This is a genomic window from Paraburkholderia guartelaensis (assembly GCF_004353905.1).
Lineage (GTDB): Bacteria > Pseudomonadota > Gammaproteobacteria > Burkholderiales > Burkholderiaceae > Paraburkholderia > Paraburkholderia guartelaensis.
Window position 1 is genome coordinate 125763 of the sequence record NZ_SMOD01000016.1, and the last position, 17904, is coordinate 143666.

The window sequence follows — 17904 nt, forward strand, 5'->3', positions numbered from 1 at the left end:
TGATACCTTGCGCGCGCGGCACAGATCAAGCGGTTTCAAGGCGGAGCGGGCCTTTGCAGCCCGCTCCGCTCTTTTAGCGCGAGCCCGTTGCGCTCCGTTCTGGTGCCGGTTTGCTTTCGGCAACGCTCGCGTTGCCCTGGCCACGCGCCAGCACGGGCGCGAGCGCTGCACCGGTATGGCTTGCCCGCACCTTCGCGAGTGCTTCGGGATCGGCCGCGGCGACGATCGTGCCACCGCCCACGCCGCCTTCGGGCCCGAGATCGATGATCCAGTCGGCTTCGGCGATCACGTCCAGGTCGTGCTCGATCACGACGACACTGTGCCCCGCGTCCGCGAGCCGGTGCAGCACGCTGATGAGGCGCGCCACGTCGGCCATGTGCAGGCCCACGGTGGGCTCGTCGAGCACGTAGAGCGTGTGCGGCGCCTTCTGGCCGCGGCGCGTGATGTCGTCGCGCACCTTCGAGAGCTCGGTCACGAGCTTGATGCGCTGCGCCTCGCCGCCCGAGAGCGTGGGCGAAGGCTGGCCGAGCGTGAGGTAGCCGAGACCCACGTCCTTCATGAGCTGCAGCGGGTGCGAAATACTCGTGATCGACCCGAAGAACTCCACCGCCTCGTCGATTTCCATCGTCAGCACTTCGCCGATGTTCCGGCCGCGCCACGTCACGGCCAGTGTTTCGGGATTGAAGCGCTGGCCGTGGCACACGTCGCACGGCACCTTCACGTCGGGCAGGAAGCTCATGCCGATGGTGCGCACGCCCTGGCCTTCGCACGCGGGACAGCGCCCGTCGCCGGTATTGAACGAGAAACGGGACGCGCTATAGCCGCGGGCGCGCGCCTCGAGCGTATCGGCGAAAAGGCGGCGGATCGCGTCCCACACGCCGATATAGGTCGCAGGGCACGAGCGCGGCGTTTTGCCGATCGGCGTCTGGTCGACTTCGAGCACGCGGTCGATGCTTTCCCATCCGCTGATCGAATCACAGCCCTGCCACGTATGCGCAACCTCGAGCTTCGGCTTGGCGCTCGTGCGCGCGAGCACGCTCGAACGGCGTTCCGCCGCGCTCGGCGCTTTCTCCTTCACCGCCTTGCGCGCGCGGCGCTCGGCAGGCGAAGACAGGACCGAACGCCCCACGGCGTCGAGCAGATTGGAAAGCAGCACATCGCGCGCGAGCGTGGACTTGCCGGAGCCGCTCACGCCCGTAATCGCCACGAGACGTCCGAGCGGGATCTGCGCGGTGACGTTGCGCAGGTTGTGCAGCTTGCCTCCGTGCACGGTGAGCCACTGACCCGGCACCGCCTCGCGTCCCGCGCGCGCCGGACGCACTTCGCGGCGCGGCTGCAGCGGGTGCTGGATCGGATGCGCAAGATAGCGGCCCGTGAGCGAATCGGCCTGCGCCGCGAGATCGGCGACGCTGCCCTGCGCGACCACTCGGCCGCCGCGCTTGCCCGCGCTCGGACCGATGTCGATGATGTGATCGGCACGCCGGATCGTGTCCTCGTCGTGTTCGACCACGACGAGCGTGTTGCCCTTCTCGCCGAGGCTGCGCAGCGCGTCCAGCAGGATCTGGTTGTCGCGCGGATGCAGGCCGATGGTCGGTTCGTCGAGCACGTAGCACACGCCCTGCAAATTGCTGCCCAGTTGCGCGGCGAGACGAATGCGCTGCGCCTCGCCGCCCGAAAGGCTCGGCGCGGCGCGATCGAGGCTCAGATAGCCGAGCCCCACTTCTTCCAGGAACTGCAGCCGGCTGCGGATTTCGCTCACCACGTCGCGCGCGATCTGCGCATCGCGGCCGCCCAGTTTCAGCGTATCGATCCAGCGGCGCGTATCCGCCACGGTCCACTGCGCGACATCGACGATGGGATGCGCGTCGAACGTCACGGCGCGCGCCACCGGATTCAGGCGCGTGCCGCCGCAATCGTGGCACGGCTCGTCGACCATGCCTTCGGGCTCCTGCTCTTCCGAAGGCAAGGTTTGCTCGCGACCTCGGCCGTCTTCGGCGACGATCGTGTCGTCGTAGGCGGCGCGGTGCTCGCGCGTGAGCGCGAGGCCCGTGCCCACACAGGTCGTGCACCAGCCATGCTTGCTGTTGTACGAGAACATACGCGGATCGAGTTCCGGATAGCTCGTGCCGCACACGGGGCAGGCGCGCCGCGTCGAAAGCACCTTCACCTCACCGATGCTCGCCGTCGAACCGCCGTTGCCCAGCACGTGATCGAGACCGTCGAGCGGCGCGAGCAAGTGCACGATGCCCTTGCCCGCTTCGAGCGTCGCACCGAGCATCGTCCGCAATTGCGCCTCATTTTCAGGCTCGATCACGAGATCGCCCACGGGCAACTCGATCGTATGTTCGCGGAATCGGTCGAGCTTGGGCCACGGCGCGACGGGCACGAATTCGCCATCCACGCGCAGATGCGTGTTGCCGCGCGCCTTCGCCCACTTCGCGAGATCGGTGTAGACGCCCTTGCGATTGACGACGAGCGGCGCGAGCAAACCGACATGCTGGCCGCGATGTTCGCGCAGCAGTTGCGCGACGATCGCATCGACGCTCTGCGATGTAACGGGCGTGCCGTCATGCACGCAGTGCTGCACGCCGAGCTTCACGTAAAGCAGACGCAGGAAGTGCCACACCTCGGAGGTCGTGGCGACCGTACTCTTGCGGCCGCCGCGCGAGAGGCGCTGCTCGATCGCGACGGTCGGCGGAATGCCGTACACGGCATCGACTTCGGGACGGCCCGCAGGCTGCACGATCGAGCGCGCATACGCGTTGAGCGATTCGAGGTAACGCCGCTGGCCTTCGTGAAAGAGGATGTCGAACGCGAGCGTGGACTTGCCCGAACCCGACACGCCAGTGATGACGTTGAAGCGGCCGTGCGGAATATCGACGTCGAGCGCCTTGAGGTTGTGCTCGCGCGCGTTCACGATGCGCACCACATCCTCACCCTGCACGTCGCGGCGCGCCTGCGCGGCACGCAATGCGGTTTGCAGCGCCACGCCCTCTTCCTCTGCGAGCAGCTCGGCGCTACTGCCAAGCGCGGCTTCGTAGCGCTCGAGCGCCGCACCCGTATGCGAACGCGGACACGCGATCACATCCTCGGGCGTACCGACGCACACCACTTCGCCGCCCGCGTCGCCGCCTTCGGGGCCGAGGTCGATCAGCCAGTCGGCGGCGCGGATCACGTCGAGGTTGTGTTCGATCACGAGCAGCGAATGGCCGCCCGCGAGCAGCTTGCCGAACGCGCGCATCAGCTTGGCGATGTCGTCGAAATGCAGGCCCGTGGTCGGTTCGTCGAACATGAAGAGGCGGCCACCCGCCTCCTTGCCGCGCGACTGCGCGGTTTCCGCGAGATAGCCCGCGAGCTTCAGGCGCTGCGCCTCGCCGCCCGAGAGCGTCGGCACGGGCTGGCCGAGCTTCACGTATTCGAGGCCCACGTCAACGATCGGCTGAAGCACGCGCAATACTTCGGCGTCCTCAGCGAAGCATTGCACCGCTTCGCTCACCGTGAGGTCGAGCACGTCCGCGACCGAAAGCGTGCGGCCGGCGCGCTCGATCTTCACTTCGAGCACTTCCGGACGATAGCGGCTGCCGTCGCAATCGGGGCAACGCAGATACACATCGCTCAGGAACTGCATTTCGATGTGCTCGAAACCCGAGCCGCCGCAAGTCGGGCAACGTCCTTCGCCCGAGTTGAAGCTGAACATCCCTGCCGTGTAGCCGCGCTGCTTCGCAAGCGTCGCCTTGGCGAACAGCTTGCGGATCTCGTCGAACGCGCCGACATAGCTGGCCGGATTCGAGCGCGCCGTCTTGCCGATCGGCGACTGGTCGACGAACACGGCGTCGCTGATTTGCTCCGCGCCGCTCAGCTTGCGGAACGTGCCCGGCGCTTCCGTCGCTTTGCCCAGATGCCGCGCGAGCGCGGGATAAAGCACGTCCTGCACGAGCGTCGATTTGCCCGAGCCCGAGACGCCCGTCACGCAAACGAGCCGCTGCAGCGGAATCTGCACGGTCACGTCGCGCAGGTTGTGCTCGCTCGCGCCTTCGAGCAGAAGGTTCGGCGTGGACGCTTCAACCGGGCGTCGCTCCCAGTGCGAAGCGTCGGCAACGGCGCGGTGGCCGCCCAGGTACTCGCCCGTCAGGGTGCCCGAGGAGCGGATATCGTTCGGCGTGCCGTCGTAGACGATCGAGCCGCCGCGCTCGCCGGGGCCGGGGCCCATGTCGATGAGGCGGTCGGCCGCGAGCATCACGGACGGATCGTGCTCGACCACGACGAGCGTGTTGCCCGCGTCGCGCAGACGTTGCATCGCTTCGACGATGCGGTTGAGGTCGCGCGGATGCAGGCCGATACTCGGTTCATCGAGCACGAACAGCGTTTTCGTGAGCGACGTGCCGAGCGCCGTGGTCAGGTTGATACGCTGCACTTCGCCGCCCGAGAGCGTGCGGCTCTGGCGGTCGAGCGTCAGATAGCCGAGGCCCACGTCGCAGAGATACTTCAGGCGCGTGCGCACTTCTTCGAGCAGCAGCTTCAGCGCATCATCGAGCAATGCTGAGGAAAGCGAAAGATTGTCAAAGAAGCGGCGAATGCGCTCGATCGGCAGCAGCATCACGTCGTGCACGGTGAGGCCCGGCAGCGCTTCGAGCTGCGCGCGCGTCCAGTCCACGCCGTGCGGCAGGAAGCGCCCCGAAGGCGCGAGCACGTCGTCCGCGTTCTGCTGCGTGCCGAGGCGCCACTGCAAAGCCTCGGTTTTCAGGCGCGCGCCGCCACAGGTTTCGCACGGCGTGTAGCTGCGGTACTTCGACAGCAGCACGCGGATGTGCATCTTGTAGGCCTTCGACTCCAGATACTGGAAGAAGCGCTTCACGCCGTACCACTGCGTTTGCCAGCTGCCCTTCCAGTCCGGTGCGCCGTTGATGACCCAGTCGCGCTGCGCCTGCGTCAGCTCGGACCATGCCGTATCGCGCGGAATGCCGGCCTTCGCGGCATAGCGCACCAGGTCGTCCTGGCACTCCTTCCATGCCGGCGTTTGCAGCGGCTTGATCGCGCCGCCGCGCAGCGTCTTGCGCTCGTCGGGGATCACGAGGCCCCAGTCCACGCCGATCACGCGGCCAAACCCGCGGCACGCGTCGCACGCGCCATAGGCCGAGTTGAACGAGAACAGCGCGGGCTGCGGATCGGCGTAGCGCAGATCGCTGTCCGGGCAATGCAGCCCCGTCGAGAAGCGCCAGATCTGCGGCTCAGCGGCGGCTTCAGCGTCGCCGCTCTCCAGCACGTAAATGTTGACGCGCCCGCTGCCGCGCTTGAGCGAGGCCTCGATCGCCTCGATCGCGCGGCTCTTCTCCACGTTCTGCATGCGGAAGCGGTCGGCGACTACGTCGAGCAGCTTGCGCGTGCCTTCGGCGGTCTTCACCTCGCGCTGCGCCTGCACGCGCGTATAGCCGCTCGCGGAGAGCCACTGCGCGACTTCTTCCTCGGTGGTCGTATCGGGCAACTCGACCGGAAACGTGACCACGAGACGCGGGTCGCCCGCGGCCGTGCGCGCCATCAGTTCGGCGTAAATCGTCTCAGGCGTGTCGTGCCGCACGGGCTGCGCCGTGACGCGGTCGAACAGATTCGCGGCGCGCGCGTAGAGCAGCTTCAGATGGTCGTTCAGCTCCGTCATCGTGCCGACCGTGGAGCGCGAACTGCGCACGGGGTTGGTCTGGTCGATGGCGATGGCGGGCGGCACACCGTCCACACGATCGACCTGCGGCCGGTCCATGCGGTCGAGGAACTGGCGCGCGTAGGCGCTGAACGTTTCGACGTAACGGCGCTGGCCTTCGGCGTAAAGCGTGTCGAAGACGAGGCTCGACTTGCCCGAGCCCGAAGGCCCGGTTACGACCGTCATTTCGCCGGTGTGCAGGTCGAGGTCGAGGTTCTTGAGGTTGTGCTGGCGGGCACCACGGATTCGGATGGATCGGTTTTCGCTCACTTGCGCTGGCATTCCGGCTGGATCACACGCGTGGGGCCGGACGGCGCGCGAAATGGGGCAAATACGCGGCGCGGCCCGGCAACTTGCAGCGCGGCGCGCGCGGGAACTCGGCGCGCGGCCCTGGCTGTCAGGCTAGGATTCTACTGTATATTTATACAGCACGCTGGATGGCCGTTCGGCTGAGTCTCGCCCGCCGGTTGCCCCGTATTTACGCGCCAGATGGCCCTATTGCGCTGCAGCGCGCCACATGCCGTCGTACGCCGCTTCGACGCCGCGCGCAAACCGCTCTCCGTCCATGAGCGGCGAGTGCGCCAGGCGTTCGCGCAGCGTCGCGCGCAGATTCGCGAGACGAGGCAGGTCGCTCGCGAGACTCACCGCCGTCTCCACGAAGGCGTCGTCGGAATCGGCGGCCAACTCCGCGAGGCCGAGGTTCGCGAGCTGGCTCAAGCCCGCGCGCCCCGCCACGGTCGGCCCGATGCGTGTGACAACGGGCACCCCCATCCACAGCGCGTCGAGCGAGGTCGTATGGCCGTTGTACGGCAACGTATCGAGCCCGAGATCGACTTCGTGATAGCTGCGCAGATAATCCGCGCGCGGGCGGAACGGCAAGAAGCGCACGCGCGCCGGGTCGATGCCGGCCCGCGCGAGCCGCTGCGCGAGGCGGCGTCTCGCTTCGCCCTCGGCGGCCATGAGCACGAGGCGCGCCGCAGGCAAGCGGGCAAACACACGGGGCCACAGGTTCAACGTCGTATCGGTGAGCTTGCACGGGTTGTTCAGGCTGCCGAACGTGACATGTCCCGCGCTCGATGCCGGCAGTGCATTCACTTCGGGTTCCGAAGCAAGCGGATCGTAACACCAGAACGTGTGCGGCAAACGCCACGACTTTTCGCTGTAGTGGCGATCGTGCGCAGGCGGATCGAGCCAGGGATCGGTCAGCCGCCAGTCCATCGCGCCGATGCCGGTCGTGCCGGGATAAGCGAGCCACGCGACCTGCACTGGCGCCGGCTTGCGCGCGAACAGCAGAGGCCGGCCATCGGACATGTGCATCGTGAGATCGACGAGGATATCGATGCCGTCCGCGCGGATGTGGTCCGCCAGCGCCGCATCGCTCAACATGCGTACGTCGTGCCACTTGTCGACGTGTGCGGCGAGACGTGCGGTCGTCGCATCGGGCCTGACCACGCTCGAATACGCGTGAATCTCGAAGCGCGTGCGGTCGTGGTGGGCGAAGAGCGGCGTCATGAACAATGCCTGGCAATGCTCACGAAAATCACCCGATACGTAGCCGATGCGCAAGCGCCTTCCCGTCGCGGCTTCGACTTCAACGCGCGTCAGTTCGGTACTCAAAGGCGCCTCGTGCTGCACAGACCAGCGTCTTGCCTCGTCGAGAATCACCTGCGGATCTTCAGCCTGAAACGACAACGCGTACAGAAGGTTGCTGTGCGCGATGAGGTTGCCGGGCTCGCTCGCCACGGCCCGGCGAAAGCACTCGATGCCTTCGTCCAGGTCCCCGCAGTCCTTCAGCACGTTGCCGAGATTATTGAGCGTGGCCGAGCGCGATGGATCGAGATCGAGGGCCTGGCGCAAAAGCGCTTGCGCTTCGTCGAGGCTGCCGAGCGTGCGCATCAGGTTGGCGGCGTTGTTGAATGCGTCGACGAAATCCGGCCGGACGTGGATGGCCGTTTCGTACGCTTCGCGTGCAGCCGGGTAATCGCCGAGATCGCGGCAGACATTCCCCAGGTTGTTGGCCGCTTCCGCATGAGCCGGGTCGAGCGCGAGCGCGCGGCGATATTGCGCTTCGGCATCGCGCAGACGGCCGCGCGACTGAAGCGCGACGCCGTAGTTGTAGGCCGCGTGCGCGATATGAGGTTCGATGGCGACCGCGCGTTCGAGCAGGGGCAATGCCTCGTCCAGACGCTCCAGACGGGTCAGCAGCACACCGAGGTTGATCATCGCGACTGCCGTGTCCGGTGCGGCCGCGAGCGCGGCGCGCAAGCTTTCGAGCGCTTCCTCGTCCCGACCCGCTTCCTGCAGCAGCGTGCCGAGGTTCGTCAATGCGTTGGCATCGCCCGGCTGCAAGGCAAGCGCACGGCGATAAGCGCCCTGGGCCTCACCGGAATCGCCCAGCAAACGCAGGCAATTACCCAGGTTATTCCAGGCGTCCGTCCGGTTCGCCTCGCGCTCCAGCGCCGCGCGCCACGCCTCCACCGCTTCCGCCAGCGCACCCTGCGCCTGCAATGCCGAGCCGAGCCCGCACCAGAGATCGGCGGATGACGCGTCGTCGGCCAGCAAACCGCGATAGACATCCGCCGCTTCGGCATGGCGTGCGGCCATGGCATAGGCCTGTCCCAGCGCTTCGCGATAGCGCCGCTGACCAGGATCGACGGCGAGCGCGAGCTGCAACCAGCCGATCGCATCACCCGGCGCGCCTTCCTGCAAACCGATCACGCCGAGGCGAAACATCGCACCCGCGTGCGTTGCATCGGCTTCGAGCAGTTGCATGTACAACTGACGCGCACGCGGCAGGTCGCCGGCGAAATGGCTCTCGCTGGCGCGCTCGTAAAGGGAGTCGTTCTGCATCGGGCTCACTGAATTCGTGCAACGAAGTCGTTACCAAACCTTATTCAATATTAACGGCAGTTTCTTTCAAAAACTTCTCACCCGTTTTATTACCAACTATTGAGCAAGTTCATCGCAGGCGAAAAACCTTTCCTTCAAACTCGAAAGGCAGGCGGACGTTCGGCGACACCGCGATGCGCAACGCATCCGGCCGCGCGCCGCCACTCAGCTTCGACAGGAGCCCAACGACGAGCAAGACGATGCAAGCCGCGGTAGTCCGTGCATTTGGCAAACCCCTTGTGCTGGAGGAAGTCGCCGTCCCAACCCCGGGACCCGGCGAACTGCTAGTGAAAATCGAGGCGTGCGGCGTATGCCACACGGACCTGCACGCCGCGCACGGCGACTGGCCCGTGAAGCCGCAGCCGCCGTTCATTCCCGGTCACGAGGGCGTGGGCTATGTCGTGGGTGTGGGTGCGGGCGTCACGCACGTCAAGGAAGGCGATCGCGTAGGCATTCCGTGGCTCTACTCGGCATGCGGCCATTGCGAACATTGCCTCGGCGGTTGGGAAACGCTTTGCGACCAGCAGCAGAACACCGGCTATTCGGTCAATGGCGGGTTTGCGCAATACGCGAAAGCCGACGCGAATTACGTCGGCCTGCTGCCGAAAAATATCGACTTCATCGAAATCGCACCCGTGCTCTGCGCGGGCGTGACGGTCTACAAGGGCCTGAAAGTCACCGACACGCGCCCTGGCAACTGGGTCGTGATTTCCGGGGTGGGCGGCCTCGGCCACATGGCCGTGCAATACGCGCGCGCGATGGGGCTCAATGTCGCAGCCGTCGATGTCGACGATGCGAAACTCGAACTGGCGAAACGCCTCGGCGCGACCGTGACGGTCAACGCGAAAACCACCGATCCCGCGGCGTATCTGAAGAAGGAAATCGGCGGCGCGCACGGCGTGCTCGTTACCGCGGTCTCGCCGATTGCGTTTTCGCAGGCACTCGGCATGGTGCGCCGGGGCGGCACGGTGTCGCTGAACGGCCTGCCGCCTGGCGACTTCCCGCTGCCGATCTTCGACATGGTGCTGGGCGGCGTGACGGTGCGCGGCTCGATTGTCGGCACGCGCCTCGACCTCGAAGAGTCGCTGATGTTCGCGGAGGAAGGCAAGGTCAAGGCAACCGTCTCCACCGACAAGCTGGAAAACATCAACGACGTGTTCGCGCGCATGGAGCGCGGCGCGATCGAAGGCCGCGTCGTGCTCGATATGGCCGGCTAAGCGGCGCGAGCCCGCGCAATGAAAACGCGCCGGACACCGCTGCAAAGCGATGCCCGGCGCGTCAATGAATCACCGCAACGATGGCGGCAAGAAGCGCGGCCTCAGTCCGCGACGTCCACGCCCTTCAGCAGCTTCACTTCAGGCGGCTCCGTCACCCACGCACCGATCTTCGCGCGATACGCCACGAAGTGCGCGCTATCGCGATGCGCCTGCACCGCGGCCTCGTCGACATAGGTTTCGTAAAGATAAAAGCCCGGTGCGCCGTCGGCACGGCGCAGCAGGTCGTAGCGCAGATTGCCCGGCTCCTTGCGCGTGTGCGCAACCATGTCGCGCATGAGCGCCTCCACTTCGGCGACATGCTCGGGCTTGGGCGTAATGCTCGCGAATAGATAGACGGTCATTGGAATTCCCTCATCGTCAACGGTTTTACCGGTCGGCGAATTTCAGCCGACCTTGTAGCGCTCGAGCCAGTGCGCGTACGGCGCAGGCAAGGTCCACGCGGCGCGTTCGACACCCAGTTCCTGAGCCGCGAAATACGGCCAGTGCGGATTCGCGAGATGCGCGCGCCCGACCATCACAATGTCGAGTTGCTCCTTCGCCACCGTGCCCTCGGCCAGTTCCGGCGTGCCGATACCCCATGCCGACGACACCGGCAGACCGGTTGCCCGACGCACCTTTTGTGCGATCGGCGCGAGGAATGCGGGCGCCCACGGAATTTGCGCGGCGGGCGTCGAGAAACCGACGCTCACGCCCAGCATGTCGAGGCCCTCGCGCTTGAAGCCCTTGGCCAGTTCGATCGATTCCGCCAGCGTTTGCTCGTCGCGGCCATCGTACTCGATCACGCCAAAGCGCGCCGTCAGCGGCAGATGTTCCGGCCAGACCTTGCGCACCGCCGCCAGCGTTTCCAGCAGGAAACGGCTGCGGTTTTCGAGGCTGCCGCCATAGATATCGTCGCGCTGGTTCGAATGCGTCGAGAAAAAGCTCTGGCCGAGATAGCCGTGCGCAAAGTGCAGTTCGAGCCATTCGAAGCCGGCTTCGAGCGCGCGCTTCGCCGCGGCCACGAAGTCCTCGCGCACGCGTGCAATGTCGTCGATCGTCATCGCCTTCGGCACCTTCGGCAGATGCGCGCCGAACGCCGTTGCCGAGGGCGCGATGGTCTGCCAGCCGCGGGCGTCGCCTTCGGCGATGTGGTCGTCGCCTTCCCACGGGCGGTTCGCGCTCGCCTTGCGCCCCGCGTGTGCAATCTGGATGCCGGGCACGGCGCCCACCGCCTTGATCGCCGCGACGGTGGGCTTGAACGCTTCCATCTGCGCGTCGTTCCACAGGCCCGTGCAACCCGGCGTGATGCGGCCTTCGGGCGAAACCGCCGTCGCCTCGACGATCACGAGGCCCGCGCCGCCGCGCGCGATCTGCGCATAGTGGACGTGGTGCCAGTCGTTGATCACGCCATCGACAGCCATGTACTGGCACATCGGCGGCACGGCGATGCGGTTGCGCAGGGACACGCCCTTGAGCTTGAACGGTTCGAATAATGCGGACATCTACAGCTCCTTTCTTGGCACAGGTCGCGCGTCGCGCGGCACCTGCGCCGGTTGGCAAAAACGGGATTTCCTTGCGGCAACGCGCAGCCGGAGACGCGCTGCGAGCGCGCCTCGCAGCGTTGCCGCAAGGAAAACGAGGGAAGCGAACGCGCTCGCTATAGACGCGCGCGTTCGCGCAACATCAAGCGCGGCGCAGCGCCGCGAGCAGGGCTTCGGCAACCGGCTCCGACGAAGCCGGGTTCTGGCCCGTGATGAGCAGGCCATCGGTTGCGACGTGCGGCTGCCAGTCGGCGGCCTTCGAGTATTGGCCGCCATTGGCCTTCAGCATGTCCTCGACGAGGAACGGCACGACGTCCGTCAACTGCACGGCGGCTTCTTCGTCATTCGAAAAACCGGTGACCGACTTGCCGGCCACGAGCGGCTTGCCGTCCGCGCCTTTTACGCGACGCAGCACGCCCGGCGCATGGCAGACGGCAGCGACTGGCTTACCCGCGGCGATCGTCTGTTCGATCAGCGCGATCGAAACCGGATCTTCCGCCAGGTCCCAAAGCGGGCCGTGGCCGCCTGGATAGAACACCGCGTCGAACGCACTCGCGTCGATATCGGCGAGACGTTTCGTATTGGCAAGCGCCATTTGCGCCGCGGTATCGGAAGCGAAACGCCGTGTCGCATCGGTCTGCGCGGAGGGATCGCTGCTCTTCGGATCGAGCGGCGGCTGGCCGCCCTTGGGCGATGCGAGCGTCAGCTCGGCGCCCGCGTCGCGCAGCGCGTAGTACGGCGCGGCAAACTCTTCGAGCCAGAAGCCCGTCTTCTTGCCAGTGTTGCCGAGGTCCTCGTGCGAAGTCAAAACGATCAGTACCTTCATCGGCGTTCCTTTTTGGGTGAGGTTCGGGCGCTCTTACGCCCTTCGGAAACCGGTCTCTTCATGCTCTATTAGACCGGTCGTCTAGTACTTCCGCACAAAACGCGACAATCGCGCGCACTTCACGCGCTGCCGCAGCTTCGCGTTCGATTAGTTGCCCGGAGGCAGGTTCAACAGGATGCGCGTGGTCGCCATGGCCGCGTCGAGCGGCTTGCGGTCGCGGTGGATCTTCTCGAGCAGCGTCGCGCCGAGCCACAGTTCGTACAGCGTCACCGCCATGGTCGCGGCGTCGTTCACGCCCGCGAGCGAGCCATCCGCGCGCCCTGCCTCGAGACACGCGGCAATGCGCGAGATCGTCGCGTCGGTGCCAAGATGCAGCGCCTCGCGCATCGCCTCCGAAAGGTCGCTCACCTCGGCGCCCAGCTTCACCGCGAGACACTTGCCCACCGGATCGTCGGCGCACTGGATCAGGCGCCAGTCGTCCCAGTAGCGCATCAGCTTGTCGGCCGCCGTGCCCGGCGCGCGCACCAGCAGATCGTCGAGACGCTCCGCATACTCGTCGAAATACGATGTGAGCAAGGCTTCGCCGAACGCTTCCTTCGAGCCGAAATAGTGATAGAACGACCCTTTAGGCACACCGGCGGCCGCGAGGATCTCGTTGAGACCGACTGCGGAAAAGCCCTTGCCCAGCAGAATGGGCATGGCGGTATCGAGGATGTGTTGCCGCACTTCAACGGCTGCCGCTGCATTCATGAGGTGAGATGGTACAGAGCGATTAGACCAGTCGTCTAGTAATCTCCCATGATCAGTAATGGCATTGCATCGCACCCCGCAACCAGGTAACCAGGCAACCAGGAAGAGGCAACCCATGACGTTACGCACCCTGCTCTGTTACGGCGATTCCAATACGCACGGCACGAAGCCGCTGACCGTGCCCGGCGTGTCCGAGCGATTCGGCCCCGCCGACCGCTGGCCCGGCGTACTGCGCGAGGCGCTCGGGCCGGGCTGGACGATCATCGAGGAAGGCCTGCCCGCGCGCACCACGGTTCACGACGATCCCATCGAAGGTCGGCACAAGAACGGCCTCGCCTATCTGCGCCCATGCCTCGAAAGCCAGTTGCCCGTCGATGTGGTCGCGCTGATGCTCGGCACCAACGACCTCAAGACACGCTTTTCCGTCACGCCCACCGACATTGCGAACTCGGTCGATGTGCTGCTCGAAACGCTCGTCGCGTGCCGCGCGGGTCCGGGTGGCTCGACGCCGCATGTGCTGCTCATGTCGCCGGTGCCGATCGAAGAGATTGGCTTTCTCGGCGATATCTTCACGGGCGGCGCCGCGAAATCGCGCCTGCTTGCGCCGCTCTACGAGCGCGTGGCCGTGAAATACGGCTCGGCGTTTCTCGACGCCGGCGAGTTCGCCACCGTCAGCCCCACCGATGGCATTCACTACGAAGCCTCGCAACACCACCGGCTCGGCAAGGCCGTCGCGGAAGTCGTGCGCCAGCGCTTCGGCGCATAAACGCACATCGGGCTGCAAAAAGAAAAACGCCGCCGGCCCGAAGGCCTGGCGGCGTTTTTCTTTTGCGCTTCACCCGCAGCGAGCGAAGCGCAAATCCAGCAACGATGCGCGCTTAACGCGACATCATGTTCATGCTGACGTTGTGCATGACCCACAGCGTGCCGACGACCACGATCAGGACCGTCAACACCGTGAAGCCAAATGCCGTCACGTTCCAGCGCTGGCCCGACGACGTGTTCATGTGCAGGAAGAACACGAGGTGGACGACGATCTGCACCACAGCCAGCACGGCGAGGCCGAGCAGCGCGGTTTCGCGCGGAAAGCCGCCATGCAGCACGAGCCAGAACGAAGCGGCCGTGAGCACCACCGCCAGGACGAAACCAACCACGTAGCTGCCTACGCTGCCGTGGCTTTCTTCTTCATGGATAGGATGAGCACTCATTTAGATCACGCTCGCAAGATAAACAAAGGAGAACACGCAGATCCAGACGATGTCCAGAAAGTGCCAGAAAAGGCTAAGGCACGTCAGGCGGCGAATTTCACGCTCGCCCAGAACCGGCGCCTTCAAGGCCTGAACCATCAGGACGACCATCCAGATCATGCCCATCGTCACGTGGATACCGTGGGTAGCAACCAGCGTGAAGAACGACGACAGGAACGCGCTGCGTTGCGGGCCGTTGCCCTCGGCGATCATGTTCGCGAACTCGTGCAGTTCGAAATACAGGAACGTCGCGCCGAGCAGGAAGGTGATCGCCAGCCAGAAGAACACTTGACCCTTGCGCTGCTTGTGCGCGCCGATCATCGCGAAGCCGTACGTGATGGACGACAGCAGCAGCACTGCCGTTTCCATCGCGACGCCATTGATGTCGAACAGGTCCTTGCCCGTCGGGCCGCCTGCGAACTGGTTCTGCATGACGGCGAACACTGCGAACAGCGAGCCGAACAGAATACAGTCCGTCATCAGGTACAGCCAGAAGCCGAACACCGAGTGTGACGGCGGGTGATCGTGGTGATCGTGCTCCGCGTGTGCGGCCGCACTAGTATGCGTCGACATCAGTTGGCCTCCAGTGCTGCTTCAACCTTGCCATTGCGTTGCTTGTCGGCGAACGCCTTGACCAGTGCGCGCTCGCGCGCTTCTTCGTCTGCCCGGACCTTGGCGGCCGGAATGTAATAGCCTTCGTTCTTCTGGAAGCTGTAGCCGATGGCCGTCGCGAGAATGCCGACGAAGCCAGCGATCATGAGCCACCAGATGTGCCAGATGCCAGCGAAGCCGAGCACCAGGCTGAAGAGACCGATGAACAGACCCGCGCTCGTGTTCGAGGGCATGTGGATGTCGGTGTACTTCGTGTTCGCGACGTCCACGGTTTCGCGGCCGGTGTCCTTCAGGTGCTGGAACTCGTCGAGTTCGCTCACGTGCGGAATGATCGCGAAGTTATACGACGGCGGCGGCGACGAGATCGCCCACTCCAGCGTACGGCCACCCCACGGATCGCCCGTCAGGTCGCGGTTTTCCGGCAGGTTGCGGTCGCGGATCGAGACGTACAGCTGCGCCAGTTGATGGGCGATACCGATTGCCACGAGCACGGCGCCAAACCACGCGATGATCATCCACGGATGCCATGCCGGATTGTCGTAGTGGTTCAGACGGCGGGTTGCGCCCATGAAGCCCAGCACGTACAGCGGCGTGAAGGCGACATAGAAGCCCGAGAGCCAGAACCAGAACGCGCGCTTGCCGAGCTTTTCGTTGAGCTTGAAGCCGAACGCCTTCGGGAACCAGTAGTTCATGCCGGCGAGATAGCCGAACACCACACCGCCGATGATCACGTTGTGGAAGTGCGCGATCAGGAACAGCGAGTTGTGGAGCACGAAGTCCGCACCCGGGATCGCCATCATCACGCCGGTCATGCCGCCGATGGTGAAGGTGACCATGAAGCCGATCGTCCACAGCACCGCCGAGTTGAACTCGAGGCGGCCGCGGTAGATCGTGAACAGCCAGTTGAAGATCTTCACGCCCGTCGGGATCGAAATGATCATCGTGGCGATACCGAAGAACGCGTTCACATCGGCGCCCGAACCCATCGTGAAGAAGTGGTGCAGCCACACGACGAACGCCAGAACCATGATCGCGCAGGTCGCGTAGACCATTGCCTTGTAGCCGAACAGCGGCTTCTTGGCATACGTCGCGACAACTTCCGAGAAGATACCGAACGCCGGCAGGATCAGGATGTACACCTCAGGGTGACCCCAGGCCCAGATCAGGTTCAGGTACAGCATGGCGTTGCCGCCGCCGTCATTCGTGAAGAAGTGCGTGCCGATGTAGCGGTCGAGGCCGAGCAGCGCGAGCGTCACGGTCAGGATCGGGAACGCGGCCATGATCAGCACGTTCGTGCACAGTGCCGTCCACGTGAACACCGGCATCTTCATCATCGTCATGCCGGGGGCACGCATCTTGATGATGGTGACGAAGAAGTTCACGCCGGTCAGCAGCGTGCCGACACCGGAGATCTGCAGCGCCCACAGGTAGTAATCCACCCCTACCCCTGGACTGTACGCAAGCTCCGAAAGCGGCGGATACGCGAGCCAACCCGTCATCGCGAACTCACCCACGACGAGCGAGATCATCAGCAGGATGGCGCCGACTGCGGTCATCCAGAACGACAGCGAGTTCAGGAACGGGAACGCGACGTCGCGTGCGCCGATCTGCAGCGGAACGATGATGTTCATCAGGCCAACCATGAAAGCCATGGCCATGAAGAAGATCATGATCACGCCGTGAGCCGTGAAGATCTGGTCGTAGTGGTGCGGCGGGAGGTAGCCCGGCGCGTTGTACGCGAGCGCGAGCTGGGTACGCATCATGATCGCGTCGGCGAAGCCGCGCAGCAGCATGATGAGGGCGAGCACGATGTACATCACGCCCAGACGCTTGTGGTCGACGCTCGTCAGCCACTCCGTCCACAGATATTTCCACTTACCGAGGTAAGTGATGCCACCGAGCACGAATGCGCCGATGACTGCCATACCGATCATCGTGCCGAGAATAATCGGCTCGTGGTACGGAATGGCGTCCAGTGTAAGTTTTCCGAACATGCCTGGTTTACCCCTTGGTCACGCACGACGGGTCACTGAAATTCGTGACGTGGCCGTTGTTGTACTTCGCGATGATGTTGTTGAAGAGCTTCGGGTCGACCGTCGAGAAGTACTCAACCGGAGCCTTCTCGCTCGGCTGTGCGACCGTTGCGTATTGATCCATCGAAAGTTGCGTCTGCGACGCCTTCACCTTCTGGACCCACGCGTCGAAGTCTTGCTGGCTCGTGGCGAGGGTGCGGAACTTCATGTCCGAGAAGCCCTTGCCGCTGAAGTTGGCCGAGAGGCCGGCGTAGTCGCCAGCGTGGTCGGCGATCAGGTGCAGACGCGTCTGCATGCCAGCCATCGCGTATACCTGGGTGCCAAGCTGCGGGATGAAGAACGAGTTCATCACCGAATCCGACGTGATGCTGAAGTTCACCGGCGTGCCAACGGGCACGGCCAGCTGGTTCACCGTCGCGATACCGAGATCCGGGTAGATGAACAGCCACTTCCAGTCGAGCGCGACAACTTCGACGTTGATCGGCTTGACGTTCGATTCGAGCGGCTTGTAGGGGTCGAGCTCGTGCGTGGTTTTCCACGTGAGCACGGCGAGGAAGAGAATGATCAGCGTCGGAATGGTCCAGACGACGACTTCAATCGCCGTCGAGTGCGACCACTTCGGGTCGTACGTGGCGCTACGGTTCGACGCGCGGTAGCGGTACGCAAACCACAGCGTCAGGACGATCACGGGGATCACAACAATCAGCATGGCCCATGTGGAGGTCGCAATCAGCTGCTTTTCCGCCACGCCCACACTTCCCTTGGGGTCAAGGAGCTCCATGTTGCATCCGGAAAGACACAAGGCCAATCCGGCGCTGATGGGAAGCAGTAACCTTTGAAAGGTCGTTCTTTTCATCACGTTTGCCTGAAATTCATTCATTGAATAGTTCCGGACGCGTCCCCTGACATCCGACAAAGGAAGCGCGCCCGCATCATACAGCCGCTTTGATATTTCGCAATCAATGAATGTGGAAAATGACCTTTGTCAAAAGAAGATTGAGACACTTTGTCGCATGTGTTCGCGAGGTTTGTCGCGCCTCGGAAACACACGCACTTCG

12 protein-coding genes are annotated in these 17904 nt (G+C 64.5%); 2 read left to right on the forward strand and 10 right to left on the reverse strand.

Annotated features, from left to right (window positions below):
• Positions 1–73: 73 nt before the first annotated feature.
• Positions 74–5962 carry an excinuclease ABC subunit UvrA gene (uvrA, locus tag E1N52_RS21855; protein ID WP_133184808.1) on the reverse strand — a complete coding sequence of 1963 codons (5889 nt, stop codon included), beginning with the start codon at positions 5960–5962 and terminating at the stop codon, positions 74–76.
• A gap of 225 nt (positions 5963–6187) precedes the next feature.
• The gene (locus E1N52_RS21860) at positions 6188–8542 is read right to left on the reverse strand and encodes a tetratricopeptide repeat protein (protein WP_133184809.1); all 2355 of its coding nucleotides are present in this window, start codon (positions 8540–8542) and stop codon (positions 6188–6190) included.
• 239 nt (positions 8543–8781) lie between these two features.
• On the opposite strand from E1N52_RS21860, the gene adhP reads away from it, so the two are divergent.
• Positions 8782–9798 (forward strand): alcohol dehydrogenase AdhP, encoded by a 1017-nt coding sequence (adhP, locus tag E1N52_RS21865; RefSeq protein WP_246089161.1) that lies wholly within the window; start codon positions 8782–8784, stop codon positions 9796–9798.
• Positions 9799–9899: 101 nt separating this feature from the next.
• Here adhP and E1N52_RS21870 read toward each other — a convergent pair whose 3' ends face one another.
• From E1N52_RS21870 to E1N52_RS21885, 4 genes are all read right to left on the reverse strand, one after another.
• Positions 9900–10199, reverse strand: coding sequence for a putative quinol monooxygenase (locus E1N52_RS21870; protein ID WP_133184811.1), 300 nt, complete (start codon positions 10197–10199; stop codon positions 9900–9902).
• 42 nt (positions 10200–10241) lie between these two features.
• Entirely contained in the window at positions 10242–11339 is a 1098-nt protein-coding gene (locus E1N52_RS21875; RefSeq protein WP_133184812.1) for an NADH:flavin oxidoreductase/NADH oxidase, read from the reverse strand.
• A 181-nt stretch (positions 11340–11520) separates the two neighbouring features.
• The gene (locus E1N52_RS21880) at positions 11521–12204 is read right to left on the reverse strand and encodes a type 1 glutamine amidotransferase domain-containing protein (protein ID WP_133184813.1); all 684 of its coding nucleotides are present in this window, start codon (positions 12202–12204) and stop codon (positions 11521–11523) included.
• 147 nt (positions 12205–12351) lie between these two features.
• Positions 12352–12954 carry a TetR/AcrR family transcriptional regulator gene (locus E1N52_RS21885; protein ID WP_133184814.1) on the reverse strand — a complete coding sequence of 201 codons (603 nt, stop codon included), beginning with the start codon at positions 12952–12954 and terminating at the stop codon, positions 12352–12354.
• Positions 12955–13069: 115 nt separating this feature from the next.
• Here E1N52_RS21885 and E1N52_RS21890 point away from each other — a divergent pair, with 115 nt between their 5' ends.
• Positions 13070–13720 (forward strand): SGNH/GDSL hydrolase family protein, encoded by a 651-nt coding sequence (locus E1N52_RS21890; protein ID WP_133184815.1) that lies wholly within the window; start codon positions 13070–13072, stop codon positions 13718–13720.
• Positions 13721–13832: 112 nt separating this feature from the next.
• Here E1N52_RS21890 and cyoD read toward each other — a convergent pair whose 3' ends face one another.
• The 4 genes from cyoD to cyoA are packed head-to-tail and all read right to left on the reverse strand — an operon-like array spanning position 13833 to position 17702.
• Complete coding sequence (cyoD, locus tag E1N52_RS21895) at positions 13833–14162, reverse strand: cytochrome o ubiquinol oxidase subunit IV (RefSeq protein WP_133184816.1); 330 nt, start codon at positions 14160–14162, stop codon at positions 13833–13835.
• Positions 14163–14774, reverse strand: a complete 612-nt coding sequence (gene cyoC, locus E1N52_RS21900; protein WP_133184817.1) for a cytochrome o ubiquinol oxidase subunit III — start codon at positions 14772–14774, stop codon at positions 14163–14165.
• Positions 14774–16807, reverse strand: coding sequence for a cytochrome o ubiquinol oxidase subunit I (gene cyoB, locus E1N52_RS21905; RefSeq protein ID WP_133184818.1), 2034 nt, complete (start codon positions 16805–16807; stop codon positions 14774–14776). Before cyoB ends, cyoC begins: the two co-directional genes overlap by 1 nt.
• A gap of 7 nt (positions 16808–16814) precedes the next feature.
• Complete coding sequence (cyoA, locus tag E1N52_RS21910) at positions 16815–17702, reverse strand: ubiquinol oxidase subunit II (RefSeq protein WP_069267482.1); 888 nt, start codon at positions 17700–17702, stop codon at positions 16815–16817.
• Between the last annotated feature and the right edge of the window lie 202 nt (positions 17703–17904).